Source organism: Mongoliimonas terrestris, from assembly GCF_001927285.1.
GTDB classification, from domain to species: domain Bacteria; phylum Pseudomonadota; class Alphaproteobacteria; order Rhizobiales; family Pleomorphomonadaceae; genus Chthonobacter; species Chthonobacter terrestris.
Genome location: NZ_MSIG01000003.1, coordinates 24067 through 48267, shown reverse-complemented (window position 1 = coordinate 48267; position 24201 = coordinate 24067). Strand labels below are relative to the sequence as shown.

At 72.3% G+C, this 24201-nt stretch carries 25 protein-coding genes and 1 riboswitch; of the genes, 19 read left to right on the top strand and 6 right to left on the bottom strand.

Going from position 1 to position 24201, the window contains the following annotated elements; all coding sequences use genetic code 11:
• Window positions 1–7: 7 nt before the first annotated feature.
• Both BUQ68_RS04870 and parA read right to left on the bottom strand, forming a co-directional pair.
• Window positions 8–424 (bottom strand): cupin domain-containing protein, encoded by a 417-nt coding sequence (locus BUQ68_RS04870; RefSeq protein ID WP_075214833.1) that lies wholly within the window; start codon window positions 422–424, stop codon window positions 8–10.
• A 185-nt stretch (window positions 425–609) separates the two neighbouring features.
• Window positions 610–1254, bottom strand: a complete 645-nt coding sequence (gene parA, locus BUQ68_RS04865; RefSeq protein WP_075214832.1) for a ParA family partition ATPase — start codon at window positions 1252–1254, stop codon at window positions 610–612.
• Between the two features lie 299 nt (window positions 1255–1553).
• On the opposite strand from parA, the gene BUQ68_RS04860 reads away from it, so the two are divergent.
• Window positions 1554–2015 carry a hypothetical protein gene (locus BUQ68_RS04860; protein WP_075214831.1) on the top strand — a complete coding sequence of 154 codons (462 nt, stop codon included), beginning with the start codon at window positions 1554–1556 and terminating at the stop codon, window positions 2013–2015.
• Between the two features lie 110 nt (window positions 2016–2125).
• Complete coding sequence (locus BUQ68_RS04855; RefSeq protein WP_075214830.1) at window positions 2126–2551, top strand: hypothetical protein; 426 nt, start codon at window positions 2126–2128, stop codon at window positions 2549–2551.
• A 40-nt stretch (window positions 2552–2591) separates the two neighbouring features.
• Here BUQ68_RS04855 and cobD read toward each other — a convergent pair whose 3' ends face one another.
• A complete protein-coding gene (cobD, locus tag BUQ68_RS04850; RefSeq protein WP_075214829.1) occupies window positions 2592–3635 on the bottom strand; it encodes a threonine-phosphate decarboxylase CobD in 1044 nt (347 codons plus the stop codon).
• Here cobD and cbiB point away from each other — a divergent pair.
• Complete coding sequence (gene cbiB / locus BUQ68_RS04845; protein WP_075214828.1) at window positions 3634–4617, top strand: adenosylcobinamide-phosphate synthase CbiB; 984 nt, start codon at window positions 3634–3636, stop codon at window positions 4615–4617. The genes cobD and cbiB overlap by 2 nt on opposite strands.
• A 238-nt stretch (window positions 4618–4855) precedes the next feature.
• Window positions 4856–5848, top strand: coding sequence for a DMT family transporter (locus BUQ68_RS04840; RefSeq protein WP_175577732.1), 993 nt, complete (start codon window positions 4856–4858; stop codon window positions 5846–5848).
• Between the two features lie 61 nt (window positions 5849–5909).
• Here BUQ68_RS04840 and cobO read toward each other — a convergent pair whose 3' ends face one another.
• A complete protein-coding gene (gene cobO / locus BUQ68_RS04835; protein WP_075214827.1) occupies window positions 5910–6569 on the bottom strand; it encodes a cob(I)yrinic acid a,c-diamide adenosyltransferase in 660 nt (219 codons plus the stop codon).
• Window positions 6570–6809: 240 nt separating this feature from the next.
• A riboswitch (cobalamin riboswitch) is annotated at window positions 6810–7024 on the top strand.
• Window positions 7025–7061: 37 nt separating this feature from the next.
• Between cobO and BUQ68_RS04830 the strand changes: the two genes are divergently transcribed.
• From BUQ68_RS04830 to cobJ, 9 genes are all read left to right on the top strand, one after another.
• Window positions 7062–7253: a CbtB domain-containing protein gene (locus BUQ68_RS04830; RefSeq protein ID WP_075214826.1), complete on the top strand. Its 192-nt coding sequence runs from the start codon at window positions 7062–7064 to the stop codon at window positions 7251–7253.
• Between the two features lie 19 nt (window positions 7254–7272).
• A complete protein-coding gene (locus tag BUQ68_RS04825; RefSeq protein ID WP_075214825.1) occupies window positions 7273–8052 on the top strand; it encodes a CbtA family protein in 780 nt (259 codons plus the stop codon).
• Between the two features lie 14 nt (window positions 8053–8066).
• On the top strand, window positions 8067–8489 hold the full coding sequence (locus BUQ68_RS04820; RefSeq protein WP_083656298.1) for a DUF1636 family protein: 423 nt from the start codon (window positions 8067–8069) through the stop codon (window positions 8487–8489).
• Window positions 8489–9535, top strand: coding sequence for a cobalamin biosynthesis protein CobW (cobW, locus tag BUQ68_RS04815; protein ID WP_075214824.1), 1047 nt, complete (start codon window positions 8489–8491; stop codon window positions 9533–9535). The genes BUQ68_RS04820 and cobW overlap by 1 nt, the downstream gene beginning before the upstream one ends.
• A 565-nt stretch (window positions 9536–10100) precedes the next feature.
• Window positions 10101–13484: a cobaltochelatase subunit CobN gene (gene cobN / locus BUQ68_RS04810; protein WP_075214823.1), complete on the top strand. Its 3384-nt coding sequence runs from the start codon at window positions 10101–10103 to the stop codon at window positions 13482–13484.
• A complete protein-coding gene (gene cobG, locus BUQ68_RS04805; protein WP_139315153.1) occupies window positions 13481–14959 on the top strand; it encodes a precorrin-3B synthase in 1479 nt (492 codons plus the stop codon). The genes cobN and cobG overlap by 4 nt, the downstream gene beginning before the upstream one ends.
• On the top strand, window positions 14956–15684 hold the full coding sequence (locus tag BUQ68_RS04800) for a precorrin-8X methylmutase (protein ID WP_083656297.1): 729 nt from the start codon (window positions 14956–14958) through the stop codon (window positions 15682–15684). The genes cobG and BUQ68_RS04800 overlap by 4 nt, the downstream gene beginning before the upstream one ends.
• On the top strand, window positions 15681–16454 hold the full coding sequence (locus BUQ68_RS04795) for a precorrin-2 C(20)-methyltransferase (protein ID WP_075214821.1): 774 nt from the start codon (window positions 15681–15683) through the stop codon (window positions 16452–16454). Before BUQ68_RS04800 ends, BUQ68_RS04795 begins: the two co-directional genes overlap by 4 nt.
• The gene (cobJ, locus tag BUQ68_RS04790) at window positions 16451–17293 is read left to right on the top strand and encodes a precorrin-3B C(17)-methyltransferase (RefSeq protein WP_083656296.1); all 843 of its coding nucleotides are present in this window, start codon (window positions 16451–16453) and stop codon (window positions 17291–17293) included. Before BUQ68_RS04795 ends, cobJ begins: the two co-directional genes overlap by 4 nt.
• Here cobJ and BUQ68_RS04785 read toward each other — a convergent pair.
• Window positions 17179–18084, bottom strand: coding sequence for a cobalt-precorrin-6A reductase (locus BUQ68_RS04785; RefSeq protein WP_075214820.1), 906 nt, complete (start codon window positions 18082–18084; stop codon window positions 17179–17181). The two genes, cobJ and BUQ68_RS04785, sit on opposite strands and share 115 nt — an antisense overlap.
• Window positions 18085–18122: 38 nt before the next feature.
• Here BUQ68_RS04785 and cbiE point away from each other — a divergent pair, with 38 nt between their 5' ends.
• The 6 genes from cbiE (at window position 18123) to BUQ68_RS04755 (ending at window position 23422) form a co-directional block, all read left to right on the top strand.
• Entirely contained in the window at window positions 18123–19481 is a 1359-nt protein-coding gene (cbiE, locus tag BUQ68_RS04780; protein WP_075214819.1) for a precorrin-6y C5,15-methyltransferase (decarboxylating) subunit CbiE, read from the top strand.
• Window positions 19478–19954 (top strand): cobalamin biosynthesis protein, encoded by a 477-nt coding sequence (locus tag BUQ68_RS04775; protein ID WP_075214818.1) that lies wholly within the window; start codon window positions 19478–19480, stop codon window positions 19952–19954. The genes cbiE and BUQ68_RS04775 overlap by 4 nt, the downstream gene beginning before the upstream one ends.
• Entirely contained in the window at window positions 19951–20715 is a 765-nt protein-coding gene (cobM, locus tag BUQ68_RS04770) for a precorrin-4 C(11)-methyltransferase (protein ID WP_075214817.1), read from the top strand. Before BUQ68_RS04775 ends, cobM begins: the two co-directional genes overlap by 4 nt.
• Window positions 20716–21253: 538 nt before the next feature.
• On the top strand, window positions 21254–21544 hold the full coding sequence (locus BUQ68_RS04765; RefSeq protein ID WP_245293165.1) for a type II toxin-antitoxin system TacA family antitoxin: 291 nt from the start codon (window positions 21254–21256) through the stop codon (window positions 21542–21544).
• Between the two features lie 81 nt (window positions 21545–21625).
• Window positions 21626–22162: a GNAT family N-acetyltransferase gene (locus BUQ68_RS04760; RefSeq protein ID WP_075214815.1), complete on the top strand. Its 537-nt coding sequence runs from the start codon at window positions 21626–21628 to the stop codon at window positions 22160–22162.
• 393 nt (window positions 22163–22555) lie between these two features.
• Complete coding sequence (locus BUQ68_RS04755) at window positions 22556–23422, top strand: three-Cys-motif partner protein TcmP (protein ID WP_245293164.1); 867 nt, start codon at window positions 22556–22558, stop codon at window positions 23420–23422.
• Here BUQ68_RS04755 and BUQ68_RS04750 read toward each other — a convergent pair.
• On the bottom strand, window positions 23377–24129 hold the full coding sequence (locus BUQ68_RS04750) for a DUF5131 family protein (RefSeq protein WP_075214813.1): 753 nt from the start codon (window positions 24127–24129) through the stop codon (window positions 23377–23379). The genes BUQ68_RS04755 and BUQ68_RS04750 overlap by 46 nt on opposite strands.
• Between the last annotated feature and the right edge of the window lie 72 nt (window positions 24130–24201).

Sequence of the window (24201 nt, the reverse complement as noted above, 5' to 3'; positions counted from 1 at the left end):
GACCCGGTCAGCGGAGGGTGTCGAGTTCCGGCAGGAGGACCACGCTCTCCTGCTCGTTCGGGTCGGTGCGGGCGATCACCGCCACGCAGGGCACCGTCTCCGACGGATTGTAGGGCAGGTGCGGCATGTCAGCGGGGATGTAGAGGAAGTCGCCCGCCACCGCCTCCAGGTGCTCGGTCAGCCCCTCGCCGTACCACATGCCGGACTCGCCGCTCAGGATGTGGATGGCGGTCTCGTGCGCCTCGTGCTTGTGCGCCTTCGCCCGCGCCTTTGGCGGGATGGTGACGATCTGCATGTGGATGCCGCGGGCGCCCACCGTCTCGGCGGAGATCGCCGGGGTGTAGGTCAGCGCCTGCTTGCCGACGAAGGCCGCGCCGGCGCGGACCACCCGGCAGGTTGGATTGGGAACGAGGTCGGTGCTCATGGGCGGATCTCCTGGAGCGCTGCCCGGCCGGACGGACTCGTCCGGTCGGCACGACATCGCTCCGCATTCGAAAGGTCGGAGCCCCCATCGGCGGGCTCCGACACGCCAAGTCTAGAGCGCTTTCCGACCCGGCGGAATCGTCAGGTCGACAAGAAATCGCTCCAGAGTGATGCGCTCGCGCGCCGTCAGGACGGCCAGCCGAGCATCCGGCGCAGTTCCGCGGCGAGCGCCCGCACCTCCTCGGCCGCCTTGCCGGCGGAGACGTCCTCGGTGACCGTCGATCCCGCCCCCATGGAGGCCGGGAAAGCCACGCGGTTGCCGAGCCGGCTCGCCGCCAGCGGCGCGTTCAGCGCCTCGATCGCCTCCACCACCGCGGCGGTCGCCGTCGCCCGCGGCGGCACCCGGTTGATCACCAGCACGGCCGGCGGGCCGCCGCGTTCGATCATCTCCAGGGTGGCGCCGGTCGCCCAGAGGTCCACCGCCGTCGGCTGCACCGGCACCGCCACGAGATCCGCGGACTCGATGGCGTGGCGGGCCTCGATGTCGGACTTCGGCGGCGTGTCGACGACGACGAGATCGTGGTCGCGGGCAAGGCTGCGCGCCTCCCGCTTGGCGCCCCAGCCGCTGGCGGTGCGGAAGGTGAGGCCCGTTCCGCCTTCTCCCATCCGGGCCTCGCGGCGCTCGAACCACTGGCCGAGGCTGCCCTGCGGGTCCACGTCGAGAAGCGCCACCGTCAGCCCCTCGCCGAGCGCCATCGCCAAGTGGGCCGCCACCGTGGTCTTGCCGGAGCCGCCCTTCTGCTGGGCCACCGCGATGATCTTTCCCGCCATGCGTCCACCCTCTTCCTTCCGCGAACGCCTGCACCGGCCCACGCCGGCCGATGAAGGCGGCCGGGGCCGGCGGGCGCCGCGGCACCCCCCGATCCATGGGTTGCACCAAACCGGACGTGCAGTAAACGCAGTCCTTCGCATAGGAGGCAGCGCACCCGGCTTCAATCGCGAGAGAACCGTCCCGGTTTGCAAGGTCCGCAACCCTCGCTTAACCATCGCGCCACGCCAACTGCAACCGGCCCGACCCCCAAGACGTAGACCTCGCGTCAAGGGGGAGGAACCGCACCGGGAGCACCGACATGGGCCACGCGATCCAGAAGACCGACCTGTTGCCCGAACTGCTCATCGTGAGCCAGAACGCCCGCCTTCGGGCGGATCTCTTCGCGCTCAGCGGTCAGTCGGGTCTGAAGCTCGTCTCCCTTCCCGGCGCCACCGCCTGCCTCGATCACATGGAGCAGGCCGGCAGCCGGGTGGCCGGCGCGCTGATCGCCCTGGAGCCGGACTGCGAGCCCTGTCCGAAGCTTGTCTGGAAGATCAACTCGAACTGGCCGTGGGTGCGCCTCCTCACGGTCTGCCCGGCCGACATGCTCGACCTCCTGCCGATCGAGTCCTGGCGCGTTCCGGCCCCGGCCCGCCCGCTCGACGTGCTCAACGCCCTTGCGGCCGCCCTGGACGACGTCACCCGCCCCGGCCGCACCCGCCGCACCCCCGCCCGCCGCCTCGACCGCACCCGCCTGGAAACCCGCCTGACGCCGGATTGACGCCGGACTGCCGGGGTGCGGCCCGAGTCGGCGCTCGCAGCGTCCCAAACGTGGCACATTGCATCGACAGCCAGTCCGTTCCATTCTGGGCGAGACCAACGGAGGCTGTCATGGCGGCAGGCGATGCGTATGCAGAGAATAAAATTCTGAATTCGCTTTCTGTCCTTGTCGAAGGGCAGAAGAAGACGCTCCAATACGTGAGCATGGCCATTGACAAATTCTCGGTAATCGAGACCGAGATGACGAAGACCAGTAGGCGCCTCATTTCGGTGGAGGAACGTCTCGCTCACCTGCAGACGGAGACCCGGTCGGGCGCATCCACCATCGCGCTTCGCCTGGATGGTGTGGCGTCACGCCTCGAGGAGATCGAGCGAACCCTCGACAGCCAACACGACGCCATCGTGGTCGCGAACCGGGACCTCGTGGATCAGTACAATCAGATCCTGACGGCGCTCCAGACCTCGATGGATGCGGCCAACAATGGCTCGGACCTTGCCGACCGTGTCGCGGACTTGGAACGGCGCCTCGGTCTTTGAGCGCGCCGGGTGTGAGCGGCCCAATCCGATTCTTCGGCCCTCACCCCCTGAGCGCCGCCTCCAGCCGCCCCCAGGCGGCGGCGTCCCCCGGCAGGCCGAAGCGCAGCCACGTGGGCGCGTAGTCGAACGGCCGGGTGAGGATGCCCGCGCGCGCCAGCCGGTCGAACCAGACGTCCGCGCCCTCCGGCGCCTCGGCCAGCCGGAACAGCGGCGTCCCGCCGAGCGGCGTCAGGCCTGCCGCCGCCAGCAGCCCGTCGAGCCGCGCCGCGTCGGCGACGAGCCGGGCCATGGCGCCGGCCAGCCAGTCCCCGTCGCGAAGCGCCGCCCGGCCGATCGTGAGCGCCGGCCCCGGCACCGCCCAGGGGCCGAGCGCCTGCCGGATCGCCGCCGCCGTCGGCGCGTCCGCCACCGCAAAGCCGAGCCGGACGCCGGCGAGCCCGTAGGTCTTGCCGAACGAGCGCAGCACCACCATCCCCCGCGCCGCCGGATCGTCGAGGCGCGGCACCACGCTGACGCCGGCAAGCCCGTCCGCGAAGGCCTCGTCCACCACCAGCCGGCCGCCATGCCGGGCGAGCGAAGTGCTCAGCATTAGCAGCCGGTCCGGCGCGACCACGCGGCCGTCCGGATTGTTCGGGTTGACCACCACCGCCACGTCCGCGTCCGCGAGGGCGTCCACCGTCGTCACGGTCGCCACCGCCGCGCCGGCCGCCGACCAGGCGGCCGCGTGCTCCCCGTAGGTCGGGCCGAGCACCGCCACCCGCCGCGCCGGCATCAGGCGCGGCAGGAGCTGGATCAGGGCCTGGGTGCCCGGCGCCGCCGCCACCATCGCGCCGTCCGCCGCCCCGTAGGCGAAGGCCGCCGCCGCCATCAGATCGGCGAGCGCGGCGCCCGACGGCAGGCGCGTCCAGGTCTCCGCCGGCAGCGGCCCCACCGGATAGGGCACCGGGTTGATGCCGGTGGACAGATCGATCCATGGCCGCGGCGCCTCCGGGTGGAGCGCCATGGCGCTTTCCAGATTGCCGCCGTGGGTGCGGATGTGCGACCTCAGTGCCGCCGCCTCGCTCCCCTCCTGCCGGTGCTCCATGGACCTTCTCCCGCCGCCGCTCCTCCTGGTGCTCGCCCTCGCGGTGGAGGCCCTGGTCGGCTATCCGAAGGCCGTCTACCGCTGGATCCGGCACCCGGTCGTGTGGATCGGCGCCCTCATCGCATGGCTGGACCGGACGCTCAACCGCCCGGCCTGGAGTTTCACGGCCCGCCGGGCCGCCGGCGTCCTCGCTCTCCTCGTCCTCCTCGCCGTCGCCGGCGCGACCGCGTTCGCCCTTGAGACCGCCGCCGGAGCCCTCGGCCCGGTCGCCGCCCTCGTCCTTCTCCCGCTCCTCGCCTCCACGCTCCTCGCCCAGCGCAGCCTGCACGAGCACGTGGCCGCCGTCCGCGACGGCCTTGGCAAGGGCGGCCTGGAGGGCGGCCGGGCGGCGGTCTCCATGATCGTCGGGCGCGATCCGGCGAGCCTCGACACGGCCGGCGTCAGCCGCGCCGCCATCGAGAGCCTTGCGGAAAACCTCTCCGACGGCGTCACCGCCCCGGCCGTCTGGATCGGCGTCCTCGGGCTGCCGGGCGGCGTCCTCTACAAGGCCGTCAACACGGCCGATTCCATGATCGGCCACCGCTCGGAGCGGCACCACGCCTTCGGCTGGGCGGCAGCCCGGCTCGACGACCTCGTCAACCTGCCCGCCTCGCGCCTTGCCGCCGCGCTCACCATCCTGGCCGCTGCCACGCTCCCCGGCGCCTCCCCGGCCGCCGCCGCCCGGGCGGTCTGGCGCGACGCCGGCCGGCATACCTCGCCGAACGCCGGCTGGCCGGAGGCGGCGTTCGCCGGCGCCCTTGGCCTCCGCCTCGCCGGCCCGCGCACCTACGCGTCCGGCCGGGTGGAAGCCGCCTTCATGGGCGACGGCCGCGCCGAGGCGACGGCGGACGACATCGACCGGGCGCTCCGCCTCTACCGCCGGGTGCTCGCCCTCCAGGCGCTTGCTGCCGCGTTCGCCGCCCTCGCCGTCACCCTTGCCTGACCGTCCCGACAGCCCGCCAGCCCGACCTTCGGTTTCCACCCGCCCATGCATCGGCCACGACCGATCGTTCCGGGCACCCCCGCGTGGCACGGTGACGGTCGGCGCATGCTCCCGTTATGCCGCCGATGCATGGCAGGCCCGCACTCCTCATGATTGGCCTTGGTTCGGACATGCATTCCCGGTTTCTTCATCTTCGCCGATCATGATCGGCCCTCCTCCTGATCCGGCCCGCCATCCCATGAGTCCTCCGCCTCCGGCCGCCGCCCTGGCCGATATCGCCCTCGCCGATCGTCCGGCGGGCGCGCCTGCGCTCACCGTCGCTCTCCCGGTCTCCGTCCCGGCGGCCGTCAAGGACGGCACCCTCCTCGGCATCGCCTGCATCCTCGGCTCCACCCTCTTCTTCTCCAGCGCCGACATCGCCGCCAAGGCGCTCACCGACACCGTGCATCCGGTCCAGGTCGCCTGGATGCGCTACGTCATCTTCCTCGTGGTGCTCTTTCCGGTGATCCTGCTCTGGCGCGGTCCCGGCGCCTTCGTGCCGCGCCGGCCGATGCTGCAGATCGGCCGCGGCCTCTGCGTCTCCGTGTCGGCCGCCTTCTTCATCATGGGCCTGCAATACCTGCCGGTCGCCGACAACACCGCCATCAACTACCTGTCGCCGCTCTTCATCACGGCGCTCTCCATCCCGCTCCTCGGCGAGAAGGTCGGGCCGCGCCGCTGGGCCGCCGCCTTCGTGGGCTTCCTCGGGGTGCTGCTGGTCGCCCGCCCGGGCTCGGAGAGCTTCCAGATCGGCGCGCTCTTTCCCATGGCGGCCGCCTTCATCTGGGGCTTCGGGGCGATCTTCACCCGCATGCTGGCCGACGAGGCGCCGGAGACCACCCTGGTTTGGACCGGCATGGTGGGCTTCATCTCCATGACGGTCGTGGTGCCGATCTGGTGGACGCCCTTCGACAGCCACGAGCTCGGCCTCGGCATCCTCAACGGCCTCGGCTCCGTGGTCGGCCACGTCTTCGTGGTGCTGGCCTTCCGCCACGCGAGCGCCTCGCTGCTCGCTCCGTTCAGCTACGCCCAGCTCGTCACCGCCACGGTGCTGGCCTACATGGCGTTCGGCGACATCCCCGGGTTCTACACCGTGCTCGGCGGCCTCCTCATCGTCGGCTCCGGCCTCTACACCGCCCACCGGGAGCGCGTCCGCCGCAGCGAGGCCGCCACCGCCCGCAGGGCGGCCTGATCGAACCGCAGCCGCCCGCGCGGCGGTCTGACCGAACCGGCGCCGGCCATCCGCGGCCGGCTCACCACTCGATGCCGGCCTGCGCCTTCACGCCCGCCTGGAAGTGGTGCTTGACGAGCGTCATCTCCGTCACGAGGTCGGCGATCTCGACGAGCGCCGGCTTGGCGTTCCGGCCGGTCACCACCACGTGGAGGTCCGCCCGCCTGCCTTTCAGCGCGGCCACCACCCGGTCGAGGTCCAGGTGCTCGTAGCGGAGCGCGATGTTGAGCTCGTCGAGCACGACGAGGCGGATCGCCGGGTCGGCCATCAGTGCCTCCGCCGCCGCGAAGGCCCGCTCGGCCGCCGCCACGTCGCGGGCTCGGTCCTGGGTCTCCCAGGTGAAGCCCTCGCCGAGCGTGTGCCAGCGCACGTCGCCGAGCGCCTCCAGCACGCGACGCTCGCCCGTCTCCCAGGCCCCCTTGCCGAACTGGACGACGCCCACCGGCCAGCCGTGCCCGAGCGCCCGCACCGCAAGGCCGAAGGCCGCCGTGGACTTGCCCTTGCCGGAGCCGGTGTGGACCATCAGAAGGCCCTTCTCGGTCACCGTCTTGGAGGCGACCTCGGCGTCCTGCACGGCCTTCCGCGCCGCCATCTTGCGCCGGTGGCGCTCGGCCGCCTCCGGATCCGGCGCGGTCCCGGATTTCGGCGCGTGATCCGGCGCGGCCTTGGTGTTGTCGGTCATCGGGGCATCCTCCTTGCCCGCCCACATGCCACGAAAGCACCCGGCACCGGAAGCCGGGCCGCCTAGAGCATTGTCCGACCAAGTTGAAAGACTTGGTCGATGAGACAATGCTCCAGGATATTGTATCTGGAGCGATTTCTGATCGACCTGATGAGTCCATCAGGTCGGAAAGCGCTCTAGACAAGCGCCACGCCGAAAGTGTCACGGCCGGCGCCGTTGACATCCCCGCCGTTCGCCGCCAAACATCGCCGCTGTGCCGGTCCTTCGCCCACGAAGGTGAAAAGGGAATGCGGCCTTTCGCGATTCGTCCGGATCGCGGAGGGGCCATCCGCAGCTGCCCCCGCAACTGTGAACGGGAAGTCGGGTGCCATCAGCCACTGGTCATCGGGGACCGGGAAGGCGGCATCCGGCGTCGATCCGTGAGCCAGGAGACCTGCCGGCACCCGACAGGGAACCCTCGCGCCGCCGGTGGGGCGGCTAGGAGTTTTGGACATGGTCAAGGCCTTCTCGCCGGTGTCGCCGGCCGCTACCCTCGCTCCCGCCCGCGCCGACGTGCTTAAGGCCGTCGCGGTCGCCTTCTCGGTGGGTGCCGCCCTCGTCTTCTTCACGGGCTTTGCCGGCGCCGACGTGCTGCACAACGCAGCGCACGACTGGCGCCACGCCATGTCCTTCCCCTGCCACTGACGCACGACCCCTCACGGTCATGCTGAAGCGCGTGTTCACGGTCGGCCTTCTGGCCGGCCTGACGGCTGGGCTTGCGACGGCGGCCCTGCAGCACGTCACCACCGTTCCCCTCATCCTGGAAGCCGAGCGCTACGAGGCGAGCCTCCCCGCCGGCCCGGCCCTCGCCGACGCCGGGATCCTGACCGCCGTCGCCACGCACGGTCCCGAGACCGCCGCGCCGGGCCACACCCATGCGGCGGGCGAAGGCCACGCGGCGGGCGAAGGCCACAGCCACGACGCCGCCGCCTGGTCGCCGGCCGACGGCCTGGAGCGCACGCTCTCCACCTCCGTCGCCACGGTCGTGTCCGGCATCGGCTTCTCGCTCCTGCTCCTTGCCGTTCTGCTGCTCGCCGGCGAGCGCGTCACGCCGCGGATCGCCCTTGCCTACGCGGTCGGCGGCTTCGCGGCCACCGGGCTCGCCACCGGCCTCGGCCTTGCCCCGGAACTGCCCGGCAGCTTCGCGGCCCCGCTGCAGGACCGCCAGCTCTGGTGGATCGGCACCGCCGTCGCCACGGCGGCCGGCCTCTATCTGGTGGTGAAGGCGCCGCACCGGCTGGCGCTTCCGGCGGGCGTCGTGCTCCTCGCCCTGCCGCATCTGATCGGCGCGCCCCATCCGGACGGCTACGGCAGCACCGTGCCGGCGGAGATCGCCGCCCATTTCGCCGCCACCTCGCTGGTGGTGCACGGGGTGTTCTGGGCAATCGTCGGCCTTGCGGTCGGGGCGTTCTGGCAGCGCGGCGAGTCCCGCGCGGCCGGCTGAGCAAAGGCCGCGCCATGCCCCCCGCCCCGCCCGACGCCATCAACCCCGCCGGGACGTCCGACGATGCCCCGGCCGTCCGCACCACGATCCACGTCTGCGTCACCTGCCGCCTCGCCGACGACGCGCCGGACGGCCCGCGCGGCGGTGCCCGGCTCGCCGAGGCGCTTGCCGCCGCCGCCGGCCCGGGCGTGGTCATCAACCCGGTCGAATGCCTCAGCGTCTGCAAGCGGCCGGTCACCGTCGGCTTCTCAGCCGCCGGCCGCTGGACCTATGTCTACGGCGAGTTCCAGCCGGACCACGCCGACCTCATCCTCGGCGCGGCCGCCCAATACGCCGCCGCGCCCGCGGGCCTCATCCCGTGGCGCGAGCGCCCGGACGCGCTGAAGCGCGGCGTCGTCGCCCGCATCCCCCCTCTCACCGATCCCGAGGCCGCCTGATGTCCCTCGCCTCCCCGCCCCCCGCCGGCAAGGTGCCCGTGACCATCGTCACCGGCTTCCTCGGCGCCGGCAAGACGACCCTGATCCGCCACGTGCTGGAGGCCGCCAAGGGCCGCCGGCTCGCCCTCATCGTCAACGAGTTCGGCGATGTGGGCGTCGACGGCCAGATCCTGAAGGCCTGCGGTATCGAGAGCTGCCCGGAGGACGCCATCGTGGAACTCGCCAACGGCTGCCTCTGCTGCACCGTGGCGGACGACTTCGTGCCGGCCATCGAGGCCCTGCTCGCCCACCCGCGCCGGCCCGAGCACATCATCGTGGAAACGAGCGGCCTCGCCTTGCCGAAGCCCCTCGTCAAGGCCTTCGACTGGCCGGACGTGCGGGCGAAGCTCACCGTCGACGGGGTGATCGCGGTCGTAGACGCCGCCGCCGTCGCCGAGGGCCGCTTCGCCGACGACCCGGAGGCCGTGCTCGCCCAGCGCGAGGCGGACGCCGCCGTCGACCACGACAACCCGCTGGAGGAGGTTTACGAGGACCAGCTCCTCTGCGCCGACTTGATCGTGCTCAACAAGACCGACCTCCTCGACGCCGGGGCCCTGGCGCGTCTGACGGGCGAGATCGCCGGCACGGTGCCGCGGGCCGTCAAGATGGTGGCGACCGCCGAGGGCCGCATCGACCCGGCCGTCCTCCTCGGCCTCACCGCCGCGGCGGAGGACGACCTCGCCAACCGTCCGTCGCACCACGACGCGGAGCCCGACCACGACCACGACGACTTCGACAGCTTCGTCGTCGAGGTCGCCCCGACCACCGACCCGGCCGCCCTCGTCGCCCGCCTCGCCGACGTCGCCGCCACCTTCGACGTCTTACGCATCAAGGGCTTCGTGGAAGTCACCGGCAAGCCCATGCGCCTCCTCGTCCAAGGCGTCGGCCCCCGCTTCCGCCACCACTTCGACCAACCCTGGCCCGCCGGCGCGCGCCGCGGCGCCCTGGTGGTGATCGGCGAGAAGGGCATGGACCGAGCCGCGATCGAAAAGGCGATCGCGGCGTGAGAGGGTAAGATTGGGGGCGCGAGGGTGGGAATGGCGTGAGGTCGGGCGCGCACCATCGGCCCACACACCACGTCATCCCGGCGAAAGCCGGGATCCAGCCGACGCCAAACCCAGCCGCGACCGTGCGGTCCAGGCCACCGGGGCGGCGCCGGATGGGACGGTTGGATCCCGGCTTTCGCCGGGATGACGGTTCAGGGCAAGGCGAATCTTAGGCTGGCGGCCGTTTGGACCAGGGCGCTCGAGGACAGGGCACCCCCACCGTCATGGTCCGCGAAGGCGGACCACCCACGCTTTTCCGCCGGGCCGCCGCGCAGGAGTATGCGTGGGTGGTCCGGCTGAACCGGACCATGACGATGGAGGAGGATGGATCGGGAGACGGAGCGAGGATCACGGGCCGCGAACCGACAGGACTGACGCCACGGGGCAACGTCACTCCCCACCGTCATGGTCCGCGAAGGCGGACCACCCACGCTTACCCCCCGCCGCCGCCCGACGGCAGGACCGCCCCCCACGACCTCCGCCGTCCGGACCCTCCGGCCGGCCCGCACCCAAGGACCCGACGCCGATGCACATCCTGGCCGAACAGATCCGCTCGCTGGACGAGACCGTCCAGGCGGTGGACCTCGGCCAGACGCCGGCCGAGGTGGTGATCCTCTCCTTCTCCGACAGCGACCTCGGCCTCGCCGCCGCCACCCACGCGGCCCTCGGGGCCGAAGCGCCCACGCTCCGGCTCGCCTCCCTCGCCGCCCTCCGCCATCCCTATTCGGTCGATCGCTACGTCGACACCGTCGCCCGACACGCCCGGATCGTCATCGTCCGCTGCCTCGGCGGGGCCGACTACTGGCGATACGGCCTCGACGAACTCGCCGTCGCGGCCCGCGCGCACGGCGTCGACCTCGCGGCCCTGCCGGGCGACGGCCGGCCAGACGCCCGCCTCGACGAGGCCTCCACCTTGCCGGCGGACACCCTCCGCCGGCTTGCCGCCTGGTTCGACGGCGGCGGCCCGGCCAACATGCGCGCCCTCTTCGGCTGGCTCTCCACCCGCCTCGGCCGCCCGGCGCCCCACCCGGACCCGGCGCCGATGGCCGCGCTCGGCTGCTGGCCGGAGGCCTGCGGTTGCGGCGGCACATGCCGCGCCTTCCCGACTGTCGAGACGCCGCCCCCCGATCGCCTCTCCACGGATGGTCCCGTCGCCCTCGTCCTCTTCTACCGCTCCCACCTCGCCGCCGGCGACGCCGCACCGGTCGCCGCCGTCTCGCAGGCCCTTGCGGCGCGCGGCCTCCTGCCCGTGCCGCTCTTCGTCAGCTCGCTGAAGGACCCGGCCGTGGTCGCCCCGCTCGGTGCCGTCCTCGACCGGCTGGCGCCCGCCGTCATCCTCAACGCCACGGCCTTCTCGGCGACCCTCGGCGACGGCGGCTCCGTGCTCGACCGGGCCGGCGTGCCGGTGATCCAGACGCCCGTCGCCGCCACCTTCCGGGAGGCGTGGGAGGGCAGCGCCCGCGGGCTCTCGGCCGCGGATCTCGCCATGAACGTGGTGCTGCCGGAGGTGGACGGCCGCATCGACGGGCCCGCCCTCTCGTTCAAGGCGGACAGCGGCCGGTCGGAGGCGCTGCAGTTCACCCGTGTCGTCCACCGGCCGGAGCCGGACGGCGTCGCCCGCGCGGCGGATCTCGCCGCCGCCTGGGTGCGCCTCGCCCGCACGCCGCGCGCGGAGCGGCGGATCGCGCTCGTGCTCTCCGACTATCCGGTGAAGGGCGGCCGCGCCGGCTACGCGGTCGGCCTCGACGGCCCGGCGAGCCTTGCCGCCATCGCCGACGACCTCCGCGCCGCCGGCTACGCGGTCGACGCCCTGCCGCCGCCGGACAAACTCATCCGCGATCTGGAGCGCGCCGCCCACGCGGTCGCCCTGCCGCTCGGCCTATACCGCACCCTCTTCGCCGCCCTGCCGGAGCCCTTCCGCGCCAGCGTCGCCGCCGCCTGGGGCGACCCGGCCGACGACCCGGACCTTGCCGACGGCGCCTTCCGCTTCAAGGCCCTCGTCGCCGGCCGGCTCGCCGTCGCGGTGCAGCCGGACCGGGGCCGCCGCGCCGCCCGCGAGGCGGACTACCACGACGCCGCCCTGCCGCCGCGCCACGCCTACGTGGCCTTCCACCTCTGGCTCCGCCACGGGTTCGGCCTCGACGCGCTCGTCCATCTCGGCACCCACGGCACCCTGGAATGGCTGCCCGGCAAGGCGGTCGCCCTCACGCCCGCCTGCGGCCCGGCCGCGCTCCTGCCGGCGACGCCAGTCGTCTATCCCTTCATCGTCAACAACCCCGGTGAGGCCGCCCAGGCGAAGCGGCGCATCGGCGCCGTCACCGTCGGCCACCTCACCCCACCGCTCACCCGCGCCGGCACCCACGGGGCGACCGCCGAGATCGAGGCGCTGCTCGACGAGTTCGCCGCCGCCCAGAGCCTCGACCCGCGCCGGGCCAAGCGGCTCGCCCAGGTGATCCTGGAGAAGGCCGCCGCAACGGGCCTTGCCGCCGAGACCGGCCTCTCGCCGGACCTCGACGAAGCGGCGGCCCTCGCCCGCCTCGACGCCTTCGTGTGCGACCTCAAGGACCTGCGCATCGGCGACGGCCTCCACGTGTTCGGCCGCACGCCGGATCCGGCCTCCGTCGCCGCCACCGCCGAGGCGATCGGCGCCGACCCGGACCGTCTCGCCGCGCTCCTCCATCGCTCCGCCGTCGCCGAACGGGCGGGTCTCATCAAAGCCCTCGACGGCGGCTTCGTGCCGCCCGGCCCCGCCGGCGCCCCCACCGCCGGCCGTCTCGACGTGCTGCCGACCGGGCGCAACCTCTTCTCGGTCGATCCGCGCAGCGTGCCCACCCGCGTCGCCCACGAGATCGGCGCCCGCACCGCCGAGACGGTGATCGCCCGCTACCTGTCGGACCACGGCGACTGGCCGCGCCGGATCGTGCTCGACCTCTGGGGCAGCGCCACCATGCGCACCGGCGGCGACGATCTCGCCCAGGCCTTCGCGCTTATCGGCGTCCGGCCGGTGTGGGACGCCGCCTCCGCCCGGGTGTCCGGCTTCGAGATCCTCGCCCCCGCCCGCCTGGGTCGCCCGCGCGTGGACGTGACGCTCCGCATCTCCGGCCTGTTCCGGGATGTGTTCCCCACGCAGATCGCCCTCTTCGACGAGGCCGCCCGTGCCGTCGCGGCCCTCGACGAGGACGCGGAGACCAACCCGCTCCTGGAGCGCCAGGACCCGCGCATCTTCGGCGCCGCACCCGGCGCCTACGGCGTCGGCCTCTCGGCCCGCATCGCCGCCGACGACTGGACCGACCGGGCCGACCTCGGCGAGACCTATCTGGCCGCCACCGCCCACGCCTACGGCGGCGGCACCGCCGATGCTGCACCCTCGGATGCCTTCCGCAATCATGTGGCAAGCGCCGACGCCTATGTGCACGTGGCCGACCTGCAGGGCCGCGACGTGCTCGACGGCGACGCCTTCGCGGACCACGAGGGCGGCTTTGCCGCCGCCGCCCACGCGCTTAACGCCGCGCCCGCCCTCTACCACGTGGACGCCACCACGCCCGACACGCGGGTGCGCACGGTCGGCGAGGAGATCGCCCGCGTCGTGCGGGCGCGCGCCACCAACCCGCGCTGGATCGCCGGCCAGATGCGCCACGGCCACCGGGGCGCGGCCGAGATCGCCGAGACGGTCGGCAACCTGGTGGCCTTCTCGGCGACGGCGGACACGGTCGCGGCCCACCAGTTCGAGATGGTGTTCGACGCCACCCTCGGCGACGACCTCGTGCGCGCCTTCCTGATCGACGCCAACCCCCAGGCGGCCGCCGCCTGCGCCCGCGCCTTCGATCGGGCGCTTCGGCGCGGCCTCTGGGTCACCCGGCGCAACTCCGTCGCCGGCCGCATCGCCGAGACCCTGGAGGCCGCCCCGTGAGCGCCCCGATCGCAGCTTCGGCACCTACCCCCGTCCCGCCCATCGTGAAGGGCTGGTGCCCCGGCGCGCTCCGCCCCATGGCGACCGGCGACGGCCTCCTCGTCCGCCTCCGCGTTTCCGGCGGCGCCCTCTCCGCCGACCGGCTTCACGCCGTAGCGACCCTCGCCCGCGCCCACGGCAACGGTCTCGTGGACCTCTCCCAGCGCGCCAACCTGCAGCTTCGCGGCGTCACCGAAGCGACTCTCCCGGCGCTCCTCGATGCCCTCGACCGCCTCGGCCTGCTCGACCCGAACCCGGACGCGGAGGCGGTCCGCAACGTCATCGCACCGCCGCTCGCCGGCCTCGCGCCCGCCCCGGTGGACGGCACCCGGCTGGTCCGGGCGCTGGAGGCCGCCCTCGTCGCCCGCGCCGCCCTCCACGCCCTCCCCGACAAGGTCGGCTTCCTCGTCGACGACGGCGGCCCCGTCTCGCTCGTCGATGTCGCCACCGACATCCGCCTCGACGCCCGGCCGGACGGCACCGTCCGCATTGCCCTCGGCGGCACCGCCGCGACCGCCGAAACCGCCGCCGTCGTCCCCGCGTCCGACGCCGTCGAGACCGCCCTCGCCTGCGCCCACGCCTTCCTCATGCTGCGCCACCGCTGCACTCCGCCTGCACGCCGCATGCATGACTTGGTGCGGCAACTCGGCATGTCCGCAGTCGAATCCGCCGCACGCGCGTTCCGCCCCACCCCGTCCGGCTTCGCCGCCCCCTCTACGGAAGCTCCCACCCATCCTTCCCCTCAGGGGAAGGTGGACCGTCGCGAAGCGGCGGGCCGGAAGGGGTTGTCTTCCCCACTAAAGGACCACCATCGCGAAGCGATGGGCCGAAGGGATTCGTCTCCGTCTGCCGCCAGCGAACCGCCGATCAGTGCCGCCCCCGCCCCCCTCTCCGGCCCCGCCCTCCTCGGCGCCCATCCCTTCTTCCTTGGCGTGGGCGCCCCGTTCGGCCGGCTGACCGCCGACCAGCTCGACATCCTCGCGGCCAACGCCCCCGCCGGCGTCCGCCTCACCCCCTACCGCCTCGTCCTCCTCCCCGGCGCCGAACCGTCCGCCCTCGCAACTCTCGCCGCCGCCGGCCTCATCGTCTCCCCGGACGACGCGCGTCTCGCCGTCGCCGCCTGCCCGGGCGCCCCCGCCTGCCCGTCCGGACAGGCCGACACCCGCGCTCTCGCCGAAGCCCTCGCCCCGCTCGCCCGCCGCGTCGCGGCCGCCGGCGTCACGCTCCACGTCTCCGGCTGTCCGAAGGGCTGCGCCCGGCCGGCGCCGACGGCGGTGGTTCTGGTCGGGCGCGACGGGCGCTATGATGGGCTCCACGACGGACGGGCCGACTCAGCCCCCGCCGCCGCCGGCCTCGACCCCGCCGGTGCGGCGGATTTCCTTTCCCGCGCGATCCAGGCCCGCGCGATCCAGACTGACAAGGAGGGCCGGTCATGACGGCCTCACGCTCCGACGACCAGCCGGCCGATCCGACGGCCACTCCCGCCCCTGGGGCGGCTGCCCCCGCCACCGATCCGTCCGCCTACCGCCCGCGCGGCCGGGCCGACTACATCAAGGACGGCGCCGAGATCTACCGGCATTCCTTCGCCATCATCCGACGCGAGGCGGACCTTGCCCGCTTCGCGCCCGACGAGGAGAAGGTGGCCGTCCGCATCATCCACGCCTCCGGCATGGTGGAGGCCGCCGCCGACATCGCCTTCGGCCCCGGCGCCGTCGCGGCCGCCACCGCCGCCCTCAAGGCCGGCGCCCCCATTCTCTGCGACGCCAAGATGGTGGCGAACGGAGTCACCCGCGCCCGGCTTCCGGCCGACAACGCCGTCCTCTGCACGCTCGACGATCCCCGCACGCCGGGCCTTGCGGCCGACCTCGGCATCACCCGCTCGGCCGCCGCCATGGAGCTCTGGCGCCCGCACCTTGCCGGCGCCGTGGTGGCCATCGGCAACGCCCCCACCAGCCTCTTCCGCCTCCTGGAGATGTTCGACGAGGGCGCGCCGCTGCCCGCCGCCGTCGTCGGCATGCCGGTCGGCTTCGTCGGGGCGGCCGAGTCGAAAGACGCCTTGATGGCGGACGGCCGCGTCCCTTACCTCGTGGTCCGGGGACGCAAGGGCGGCAGCGCCATGACGGCCGCCACCATCAATGCGCTTGCGAGCGAACGCGAATGAACATCCTCGATCCCACGGCCCCGGCGCACCCGGAGACGCCCGTCACCGTCGGCACCCTGCACGGCGTCGGCCTCGGGCCGGGCGATCCGGAGCTTCTCACCGTCAAGGCGGTGCGGCTGATCCAGGCCTCGCCGGTGCTCGCCTATTTCGCCAAGAAGGGCCGGCGCGGCAACGCCCGCGCCATCGTGGACCCGTGGATCGCCCCCGGCACGGAGGAACTGCCGCTCCTCTATCCGGTGACCACGGAGGTGCATTTCGCCGACGAAGGCTATGTGCGCGAGCTCTCCGGCTTCTACGCGGAAAGCGCCGAGCGCATCGCGCTCGAACTCTCCGCCGGCCGCGACGTGGCGCTGATCGCCGAGGGCGATCCGCTCTTCTATGGCAGCTTCATGCATCTCTTCATCCGCCTGAAGGACCGCTTCCGCGTCTCCATCACGGCGGGCGTCACCGGCATGGCGGGCTGCTGGACCGCCGCCGGCCTGCCCATCACCTGGGGCGACGACATCCTCACCGTGCTGCCCGGCACGCTCCCGGCCGACGCCCTCACGGCGCGCCTGAAAGCCACGGATGCCGCGGTCGTCATGAAGCTCGGCACCAACTTCCCGAAGGTCCGCGCCGCCATCGCGGCCGCCGGCCTTCTCGATCGCGCCGTCTATGTGGAGCGCGGCACCATGGCGGGCGAGAAGGTGATGCCCCTCGCCGAGAAGACCGACGACGCCGCCCCCTACTTCTCGCTCATCCTCGTGCCCGGCGAGGGCCGGCGGCCGTGAGCGGGCGCGTCCTCGTCGTCGGCCTCGGCCCCGGCCCCGACCGCTGGCGGACGCCCGAGGTGAGCGAGGCGCTGGCGATCGCCACCGACCTCGTCGGCTACGGCCCCTATCTGGATCGCTGCCCGGAGCGGCCCGGCCAGGCGCGCCACGGCAGCGACAACCGGGTGGAGCTCGACCGCGCCCGCCTCGCCCTCGATCTCGCCCGCGCCGGCCGCACGGTGGCCGTCGTCTCGGGCGGCGATCCGGGCGTCTTCGCCATGGCGGCGGCCGTGATGGAGGCGCTCGACGCCGACCCGTCCGCCCGCGCGCTCGACGTCACCGTCCTGCCCGGCATCTCGGCCATGCAGGCGGCTGCCGCCCGGCTCGGCGCGCCGCTCGGCCACGACTTCTGCGCCATCTCGCTCTCCGACAACCTGAAGCCCTGGCCCCTCGTCGTCCGCCGCCTCACGGCCGCCGCCGAGGGCGACTTCGTGATCGCCCTCTACAACCCCGCCTCCAAGGCCCGACCCACCCGCATCTTCGAGGCCTTCGACCTGATGCGGACGCTGAAGGCCGGCGCGACGCCCGTCGCCTTCGCCCGCGCAGTCGGCCGGCCCGACGAGCGGCTGATCGTCACCACGCTCGCCGAGGCCGACCCGTCGGTGGTCGACATGGCCACCTGCGTCCTCATCGGCTCGTCGGAAAGCCGCTTCATCCCGCGCCCGGACGGCGCCCGGCCCTGGCTCTACACGCCCCGGTCGGCGCCCGTGTCCGGATCCGGCGTCCCGTCCGGAGACCCCGCCCCGTCGGGAGACACGGCCCCTTCGGGAGACACGGCCCCATCCGGAGACACAGGATGATCGGCCGCCGCCGCCTCGGCCTCGGCTCTATCCCGCGCCCGCTCGGCCGCCCGCGCCACGCCGGTCGTGTCGATGAAGCGCATCGCCGCCGCCGGGTCGCGGACGGTCGGCACGTCGGGCCGCGCCGGCTGGCGCACGATCACCACCGGCAGGCCGAGGGCGCGCGCGGCGGCGAGCTTGCCGCTGGTCGCCTTGCCGCCGGAATTCTTCGTCACCAGGACCTGGATCCTCTCCGACCGCATCAGCGCCTCCTCGGCGCCCGCGTCGAACGGCGGCCGGTCCAGGATCACGTGGGCGTTCGGCAAGCCGAGCTCGTCCGGCGGATCGATGGAGCGGATCAGGTAATGGTGCTGCGGCGCCGCCTCGAACGCCTTCAGACCCAGCCGCCCCACCGTCAGGAGCACGCGGCGAGGCTTCGCCCCGATCGCCGTGGCGGCGGCGTCCAGGCTCTCCACTTCCACCCAGCGGTCGCCCGGAACCGGCGTCCAGGCCGCGCGGGTCAGCGCCACCAGCGGCACGCCGGTGCGCGCGGCGGCTTCCGCGGCGTGGCGCGACATCTGCTCGGCGAACGGATGGGTGGCGTCCACCACCACGTCCACCCCGTGCTCGGTCAGATAGCCCACGAGCCCGTCCACGCCGCCGAAGCCGCCGACCCGCGTCGCCACCGGCTGCCGCTTCAGCTCCGCCGTCCGGCCCGCATAGGAGAGCACCGCGTCGAGGTCGCGCCGCCGCGCCAACAGGGCCGCGAGGGCGGTCGCCTCGCTCGTTCCGCCCAACACCAAAATCCGCATACGCATTCTCCGGAGGCGAGCCAGTGACTGAGGACGAGATGCAGGACCTGACTGAGGACCTGACGCCCGCCTCCCTGCCCCGCTGGCTCACGCTGGTGGGCCTTGGCGAGGACGGCCTCGACGGGCTCACTCCTGCCGCACGCACGGCGCTCATGCAAGCCGAACTCGTGGTCGGCGGCGCCCGCCACCTCGCCCTCGTCGGCCCCCTCCTCCTTGAGACCCGCGCCGAAACCCTCCCCTGGCCCGTCCCCCTCCACGACGCCATCCCGGCGATCGTCGCCCGCCGGGGCCGGCCGGTGGTGGTGCTCGCCACCGGCGATCCCTTCTTCCACGGCATCGGCTCGGTGCTCGCCGCCCACGTGGAGCCCGCCGAGACGGCGGCCTTCCCGGCCCCGTCCGCCTATGCGCTCGCCGCCGCCCGGCTCGGCTGGGCGGGGCAGGACGTGGTCCGCGTCTCCCTGCACGGCCGGGCGCTCGCCCGCATCCGCCCGCACCTCCACCCCGGCGCCCGCATCCTCGCCCTTTCGTGGGACGGCGCGACGCCGGAACGGCTCGCCCGCCTTCTCGCCGCGGAGGGGTTCGGCGCCAGCCGGCTCACGGTCCTGGAACGCCTCGGCGGCCCGCGCGAGCGCATCGCCGCCACCACCGCCGCCGCCTTCGCGCTGCCGGAGGCCGACCCGCTCAACACCGTCGCCCTCGACGTGGTCGCCGCCCCCGGCGCGCGGGCGCTGCCCTTCACCCCCGGCCTGCCGGACGACTGGTTCGAGAGCGACGGCCAGATCACCAAGCGCGAGGTGCGCGCCGTCACCCTGTCGGCGCTCCGCCCCACCCGCGGCCAGACCCTCTGGGACGTGGGCGCAGGATCCGGCTCCGTCGGCATCGAGTGGATGCTGGCCGATCCCAGCTGCCGCGCCGTCGCCGTGGAGCCGCGCGCCGACCGGGCCGCCCGCATCGCCCGCAACGCCGAGGCCCTCGGCGTGCCGGACCTTGCCCTCGTCACCGGCGAGGCCCCCGCCGCGCTCCAGGGCCTGCCGCGGCCGGACGCCGTCTTCATCGGCGGCGGCGCCGGCGATCCGGGCGTCATCGATGCCTGCCTGAACGCCCTCAGCCCCGGCGGGCGCCTCGTCGTCAACGCCGTCACGCTGGAGACCCAGGCCCTCCTCGTCGACCGGCACGCCCGTCACGGCGGCGACCTCGTCCAGCTCTCCGTCGCCCGCGCCGACCGGATCGGCGGCGCCGCCGGCGCCTTCCGCGGCCTTCGCCCCGCCATGGCGGTGCTGCAATGGGTCCTCGAGATCCCGCAACCCGCGATCCCGCCCGCCGAAGCCACCGCCACCGACGCCGCCGGCTCCACTTCCACCCACGCCGCGCCCCCGCCCCGGGAGCCCCGCCCGTGACCGCCGACGCGCCCCCGCCCCCCGGCGCCCCACCATCCGGCCCCGCCCGCGCCCTGCCGCCCGCGCTTCTCGCCGTCGGCATCGGCTGCCGCTCGGGCGTGACGGCCAACGCGGTGGCGCGCCTCGTGGAGGACGCGCTCGCCCGGGTGCCCGGACCGCTTCTCACGAGCCCGCTTCTCGGCCTCTTCACCGTCGCCGGCAAGGAACAGGAGCCGGCCCTGTCGGAGGCCGCCGCCCGGCTCGGCCTCGCCCTCGTCTACCTGCCGCGCGACACCCTGAAGGCCTTCGCCGCCGCCACCGAAACGCGCTCGGAGCGCGTCGTCGCCCTCTTCGGCGTGCCGTCCGTCGCCGAGGCCGCCGCGCTCGCGGGCGCGGGGGCCGGCGGCACGCTCGTCCTGCCGCGCATTTCGGCGGAGGGCGTCACCTGCGCCGTCGCCGCCACCGGCTTCAGCCTCGGGACCATCCTGTCATGACCGTGCACTTCATCGGCGCCGGACCGGGCGCCGCCGATCTCATCACCCTCCGGGGCCGCGACCGGATCGCCGCCGCGCCCGTCTGCCTCTATGCCGGCTCGCTGGTGCCGCAGGCGCTGCTCGCCCACTGCCCGCCCGGCGCCCGCATCGTCGACACCGCCCCGCTCTCGCTCGACGCCATCGAGGCGGAATTCGTGGCCGCCCACGCGGCCGGCCACGACGTGGCGCGCCTCCATTCGGGCGACCTTTCCGTGTGGAGCGCCATGGGCGAGCAGATCCGCCGCCTGGAGCGCCACGGCATCCCCTACACGGTGACGCCCGGCGTGCCGTCCTTCTCGGCGGCCGCCGCCGTCCTTCGCCGCGAGCTGACCGTGCCGGAGCTCGCCCAGTCGGTCGTGCTCACCCGCACCACCGGCCGCGCCTCCTCCATGCCCCCGCGCGAGACCCTGCCGGCCTTCGCCGCCACCGGCGCCACCCTCGCCATCCACCTTTCCATCCACGTGATCGACACCGTCGTCGCCGACCTCCTCCCCCACTACGGCCCCACCTGCCCCACCGCCGTCGTCTTCCGCGCCACCTGGCCCGACGAACGCGTGATCACGGGAACGCTCGCCGCCATCGCCGGGGCCGTGAAGGCGGAGAAGCTGGAACGCACGGCCCTCATCCTCGTCGGCCCCGCGCTGGACCCGCTTGAGGCCAAGGAGAGTTCGCTCTACGCGGAGGGGTACGACCGGCGGTTCCGGCCCAGCGGCGGGGTGTGAACCGCAATCGGTCGGCGCTCGGCGAAAGCTGCTAACCGCTTGATCTGAAAACGGTTCAACAGTTTGGCCCAAAAATGGGCCGTGCTGTTGAAACGGGGCGTCGACCAGCGCACACGCCGTTGCCAGGGGTGAAGGTAAAGGGCAATCGCTTGATGGCGCTCGGTCAGGGGCTTTTTGCCGGAGGATGCCCCATCCTCGCCGTCATGGTCCGCGAAGGCGGACCACCCACGACTTTGTCATGACCCCAACCGACCCGATAACGATCGGATTCGCACATCAAGTACGAAAAAGCGTGGGTGGTCCGCCTTCGCGGACCATGACGGCGAACGGAGCGAACGGACCTGGACAGTTCCGCTTCGTCTCAAGCGATCGCCTTGGGTGAAGGTACAGGCGTATTGACGCTGTGGATACGCCTAGGCGCATTTCCCCCATGACCCGATCCCGCACGCCCACCGCGGACCGACGCGCCCCGCAGCAGCGGACCCCGGCCAAAGCCGCTTCCGAGCGTCCCGGCACGCCGGTCGGGCGTGAGCCGTCCGTGGACACCAAGAGCAGCATCAATCTCCGGATCGAGGCCGGCACGCGGGCTCTCATCGACGAAGCGGCGTCGGCCCTCGGCAAGACGCGGACGGACTTCATGGTCGAAAGCGCCCGCGAGAAGGCGATCGACGTGCGTCTCGATCAGCGGCTGTTCGTGCTCGACGACGACCGCTTCGATGCTTTCGCCGCGGCGCTGGAAAACCCGCCCGCGCCCGGCCCGAAGCTGACGGCGCTCCTTCGCCGCGTGCCGGCATGGCGGACCAGAGTATTCTCCGATCAAGTTGCATGACTTGATCGATGAGAGAATGCTCCAGCCATGGAATTGGAGCGATTTCTTATCGACCTGACGATTTCGTTAGGTCGATAAGAAATCGCTCTAGACGCCGCATCCGAGCCTTCAGACCCCGACCTCTCGGCGCCCGTCCCCATCGCGGCGCGCCATGACCTCTCCCGGTTCGACTGCGGCGAGCCCGTCCTGAACGACTGGCTCCGCCACCGGGCGCTCAAGAACGAGGGCCGCTTTTCGCGCACCTTCGTCGTCTGCCGGGGCGACCGGGTGGTGGCCACTGTGTGCATCTCGGCCGGCGCGGTGGAGCGCGCGGCTGCCCCTGGCCGCCTGCGCCGGAACGCGCCGGACGTCATCCCGGTCGCGATCATCGGCCGCCTCGCCGTCGACCTCACCCACGCCGGCCAAAGCCTCGGCGCCGACCTCCTCGCCGACGCCCTCCACCGCATCGCCCGCGCCGCCCAAAGCATCGGCATCGCCGCCATCTTCATCCACGCCAAGACCGACGCCGCCAAACGCTTCTACCTGCGCTGCGCCGAGTTCATGGCAGGACCGATCGACGACCGGATGCTGTTCCTGCCGGTGGAGGCGGTGAGCCGAGCTAGCGGAAAGGAGTGGTAGTGAATGCGCGTTCAGGCAAAGCGCTCACCCTTATCCTTCCCCTCAGGGGAAGGTGGCCCGAAGGGCCGGAAGGGGTTGTATTCGTTCTTCTTTCCGCCCGCTCGTATCGCCTGCCCGGACGAAAGAAGCACACGGCCCCCCGGAAAAACACAACCCCTCCCCCGGCCCCCGGCCGGACCCTCCCCTGAGGGGAGGGATCGGAGGCGCTTCCCGCCGAAACACCGACGGGATGAAGCGCAAGCCGCCGACGTCGTGGCGATCGTCGCATGATACCTGACCCCGTGATCCACTGACCGTCTACCTGTCGACTCGGGTGAACCTGTTATAACATCCAAGGATGTTAGCCACCGGAGAGTGTTCCGAATGGAATCGGCGGGTCATGAGTTTGGCGGTGTGTCCACGGACCTCAAGCTCTCGTTGGTCCAGGCTTACCTGAAGAGCTTCACGGTCGCGCTCCGACAGAAGTTCAGCCAGCTCTGGTACATCGACGCCTTCGCTGGAACTGGTGAGAGAACGGTCCGGCTGAGCGCGGAGCCCGCGACGCTCTTTGATGAGGCAAGTCCGGAGCGCGTGGTGCAGCGCCGAGGCTCAGCGCAGATAGCAATCGACACGCAACCACAGTTCGATCGACTGATCTTTATGGAGCGGAAACCCGAGCACTATGACGCTTTGGTTCGCCTAGCAGCAGGGTACCCGGACCGGCAAATCGACGTACTTCAAGGTAACGCGAACGACGAGATCCGCCGCCTTCTTCGAAGTCGAAATTGGAAGGGCACTCGCGCAGTTATGTTCCTTGACCCCTACGGCATGAGCGTGGAGTGGTCGACGCTAGAGGAAATCCGGGCTTCGGAGGCCATCGACGTCTGGTACCTAGTGACGTTGGCGGGACTGTTCCGGCAAGCGACCTTGAAGGAGAGCGGGCTGGACGCCGGCAAGGAGGCGGCGATCACGAGGATGTTGGGGACAGACGAGTGGCGCACGGATTGGTACCAGCCGTCAGCGAACGCTGACCTGTTCGGTCACGCAGACGGCCAAAGAACGGCGAGCGTCCTCGACATCGAGGCCTATGTCGGGAAGCGCTTGGCGGCATTGTTCCCGAAGGTGCTGCCGCCGCTCACACTCCGCAACGACCGAGGAGCGCCGATGTTCTCGCTCTTTTTCGCGATCTCGAACCCGGAACCGAAGGCTATTGGACTGGCGACGAGGATCGCGAATCACATCCTAAGGTCGGGCAAGGCGTCCCACGTGCGTCCGCGGTAGGTCCGCCCGGTCGCTTTTTTGTTCCGGCCACCCCACTGCTTGAAGAAGAACGCGGTGCCGGAGCTGTCGCAGAGCTCCTTGATCTCGCCCACCCAAGCCTCGTCCATCGGACGCGCCCGAGGGCCGGACTCGCCGCCGACGATGGCCCAGTTGATCCCCCTCAGCTCGGCTGTGGCGACGGAGCCGATCAGCGGCTCGAAAGAGACAAAGCGGACGGTAGCCGGCACACGGCGAAGGGCATCAAGTCTGGAAAGCACGGAGCTGTCCTCAACGCTCGTACCGAGCCAGACATTCGGGAGAACGGCGAACACTTCGGAAGTCAAGGCGTCCGCCATCCTGTCGGGGCGCTTGGTGAGGATCTGGTAAGTGTGCCGGGGCGTCTCGGCCATAATGTCCCAAATCCGCCTCACGAACTCGACGGGGACGCTTTCCTGGAACAGGTCAGACATAGAGTTGACGAAGACTTTACGGGGCTTGGACCAGCCAAGCGGAACAGCCAGTGAAACTTCGTCGAGCGTGACACGCCCGGTCCAGACATGCCGGTTACCGCTCTTGCGGGTCAGTCCGCGGTATTTTTCCACGCCCATTGCTTCGAGACGGGCAGCCATCCGCATTGCATAACAGTTCGTGCAGCCGGCCGACATGACGGCGCACCCGGCGATCGGGTTCCAAGTTGCGTCCGTCCACTCAATAGACGTTTCGGCCATGTCGTGCTCCCCTGAAGCACAGTTGGATTATATGGTTAAGAGATCCCGAACAAGGATGTTCCTTTTTTGTTC

Coding starts and splice junctions, on each gene's coding strand:
- BUQ68_RS04870 (WP_075214833.1), bottom strand. CDS start 424: ATGAGCACCGACCTCGTTCCCAATCCAACCTGCCGGGTGGTCCGCGCC.
- parA (WP_075214832.1), bottom strand. CDS start 1,254: ATGGCGGGAAAGATCATCGCGGTGGCCCAGCAGAAGGGCGGCTCCGGC.
- BUQ68_RS04860 (WP_075214831.1), top strand. CDS start 1,554: ATGGGCCACGCGATCCAGAAGACCGACCTGTTGCCCGAACTGCTCATC.
- BUQ68_RS04855 (WP_075214830.1), top strand. CDS start 2,126: ATGGCGGCAGGCGATGCGTATGCAGAGAATAAAATTCTGAATTCGCTT.
- cbiB (WP_075214828.1), top strand. CDS start 3,634: ATGGACCTTCTCCCGCCGCCGCTCCTCCTGGTGCTCGCCCTCGCGGTG.
- cobD (WP_075214829.1), bottom strand. CDS start 3,635: ATGGAGCACCGGCAGGAGGGGAGCGAGGCGGCGGCACTGAGGTCGCAC.
- BUQ68_RS04840 (WP_175577732.1), top strand. CDS start 4,856: ATGAGTCCTCCGCCTCCGGCCGCCGCCCTGGCCGATATCGCCCTCGCC.
- cobO (WP_075214827.1), bottom strand. CDS start 6,569: ATGACCGACAACACCAAGGCCGCGCCGGATCACGCGCCGAAATCCGGG.
- BUQ68_RS04830 (WP_075214826.1), top strand. CDS start 7,062: ATGGTCAAGGCCTTCTCGCCGGTGTCGCCGGCCGCTACCCTCGCTCCC.
- BUQ68_RS04825 (WP_075214825.1), top strand. CDS start 7,273: ATGCTGAAGCGCGTGTTCACGGTCGGCCTTCTGGCCGGCCTGACGGCT.
- BUQ68_RS04820 (WP_083656298.1), top strand. CDS start 8,067: ATGCCCCCCGCCCCGCCCGACGCCATCAACCCCGCCGGGACGTCCGAC.
- cobW (WP_075214824.1), top strand. CDS start 8,489: ATGTCCCTCGCCTCCCCGCCCCCCGCCGGCAAGGTGCCCGTGACCATC.
- cobN (WP_075214823.1), top strand. CDS start 10,101: ATGCACATCCTGGCCGAACAGATCCGCTCGCTGGACGAGACCGTCCAG.
- BUQ68_RS04800 (WP_083656297.1), top strand. CDS start 14,956: ATGACGGCCTCACGCTCCGACGACCAGCCGGCCGATCCGACGGCCACT.
- BUQ68_RS04795 (WP_075214821.1), top strand. CDS start 15,681: ATGAACATCCTCGATCCCACGGCCCCGGCGCACCCGGAGACGCCCGTC.
- BUQ68_RS04785 (WP_075214820.1), bottom strand. CDS start 18,084: ATGCGGATTTTGGTGTTGGGCGGAACGAGCGAGGCGACCGCCCTCGCG.
- cbiE (WP_075214819.1), top strand. CDS start 18,123: ATGCAGGACCTGACTGAGGACCTGACGCCCGCCTCCCTGCCCCGCTGG.
- cobM (WP_075214817.1), top strand. CDS start 19,951: ATGACCGTGCACTTCATCGGCGCCGGACCGGGCGCCGCCGATCTCATC.
- BUQ68_RS04750 (WP_075214813.1), bottom strand. CDS start 24,129: ATGGCCGAAACGTCTATTGAGTGGACGGACGCAACTTGGAACCCGATC.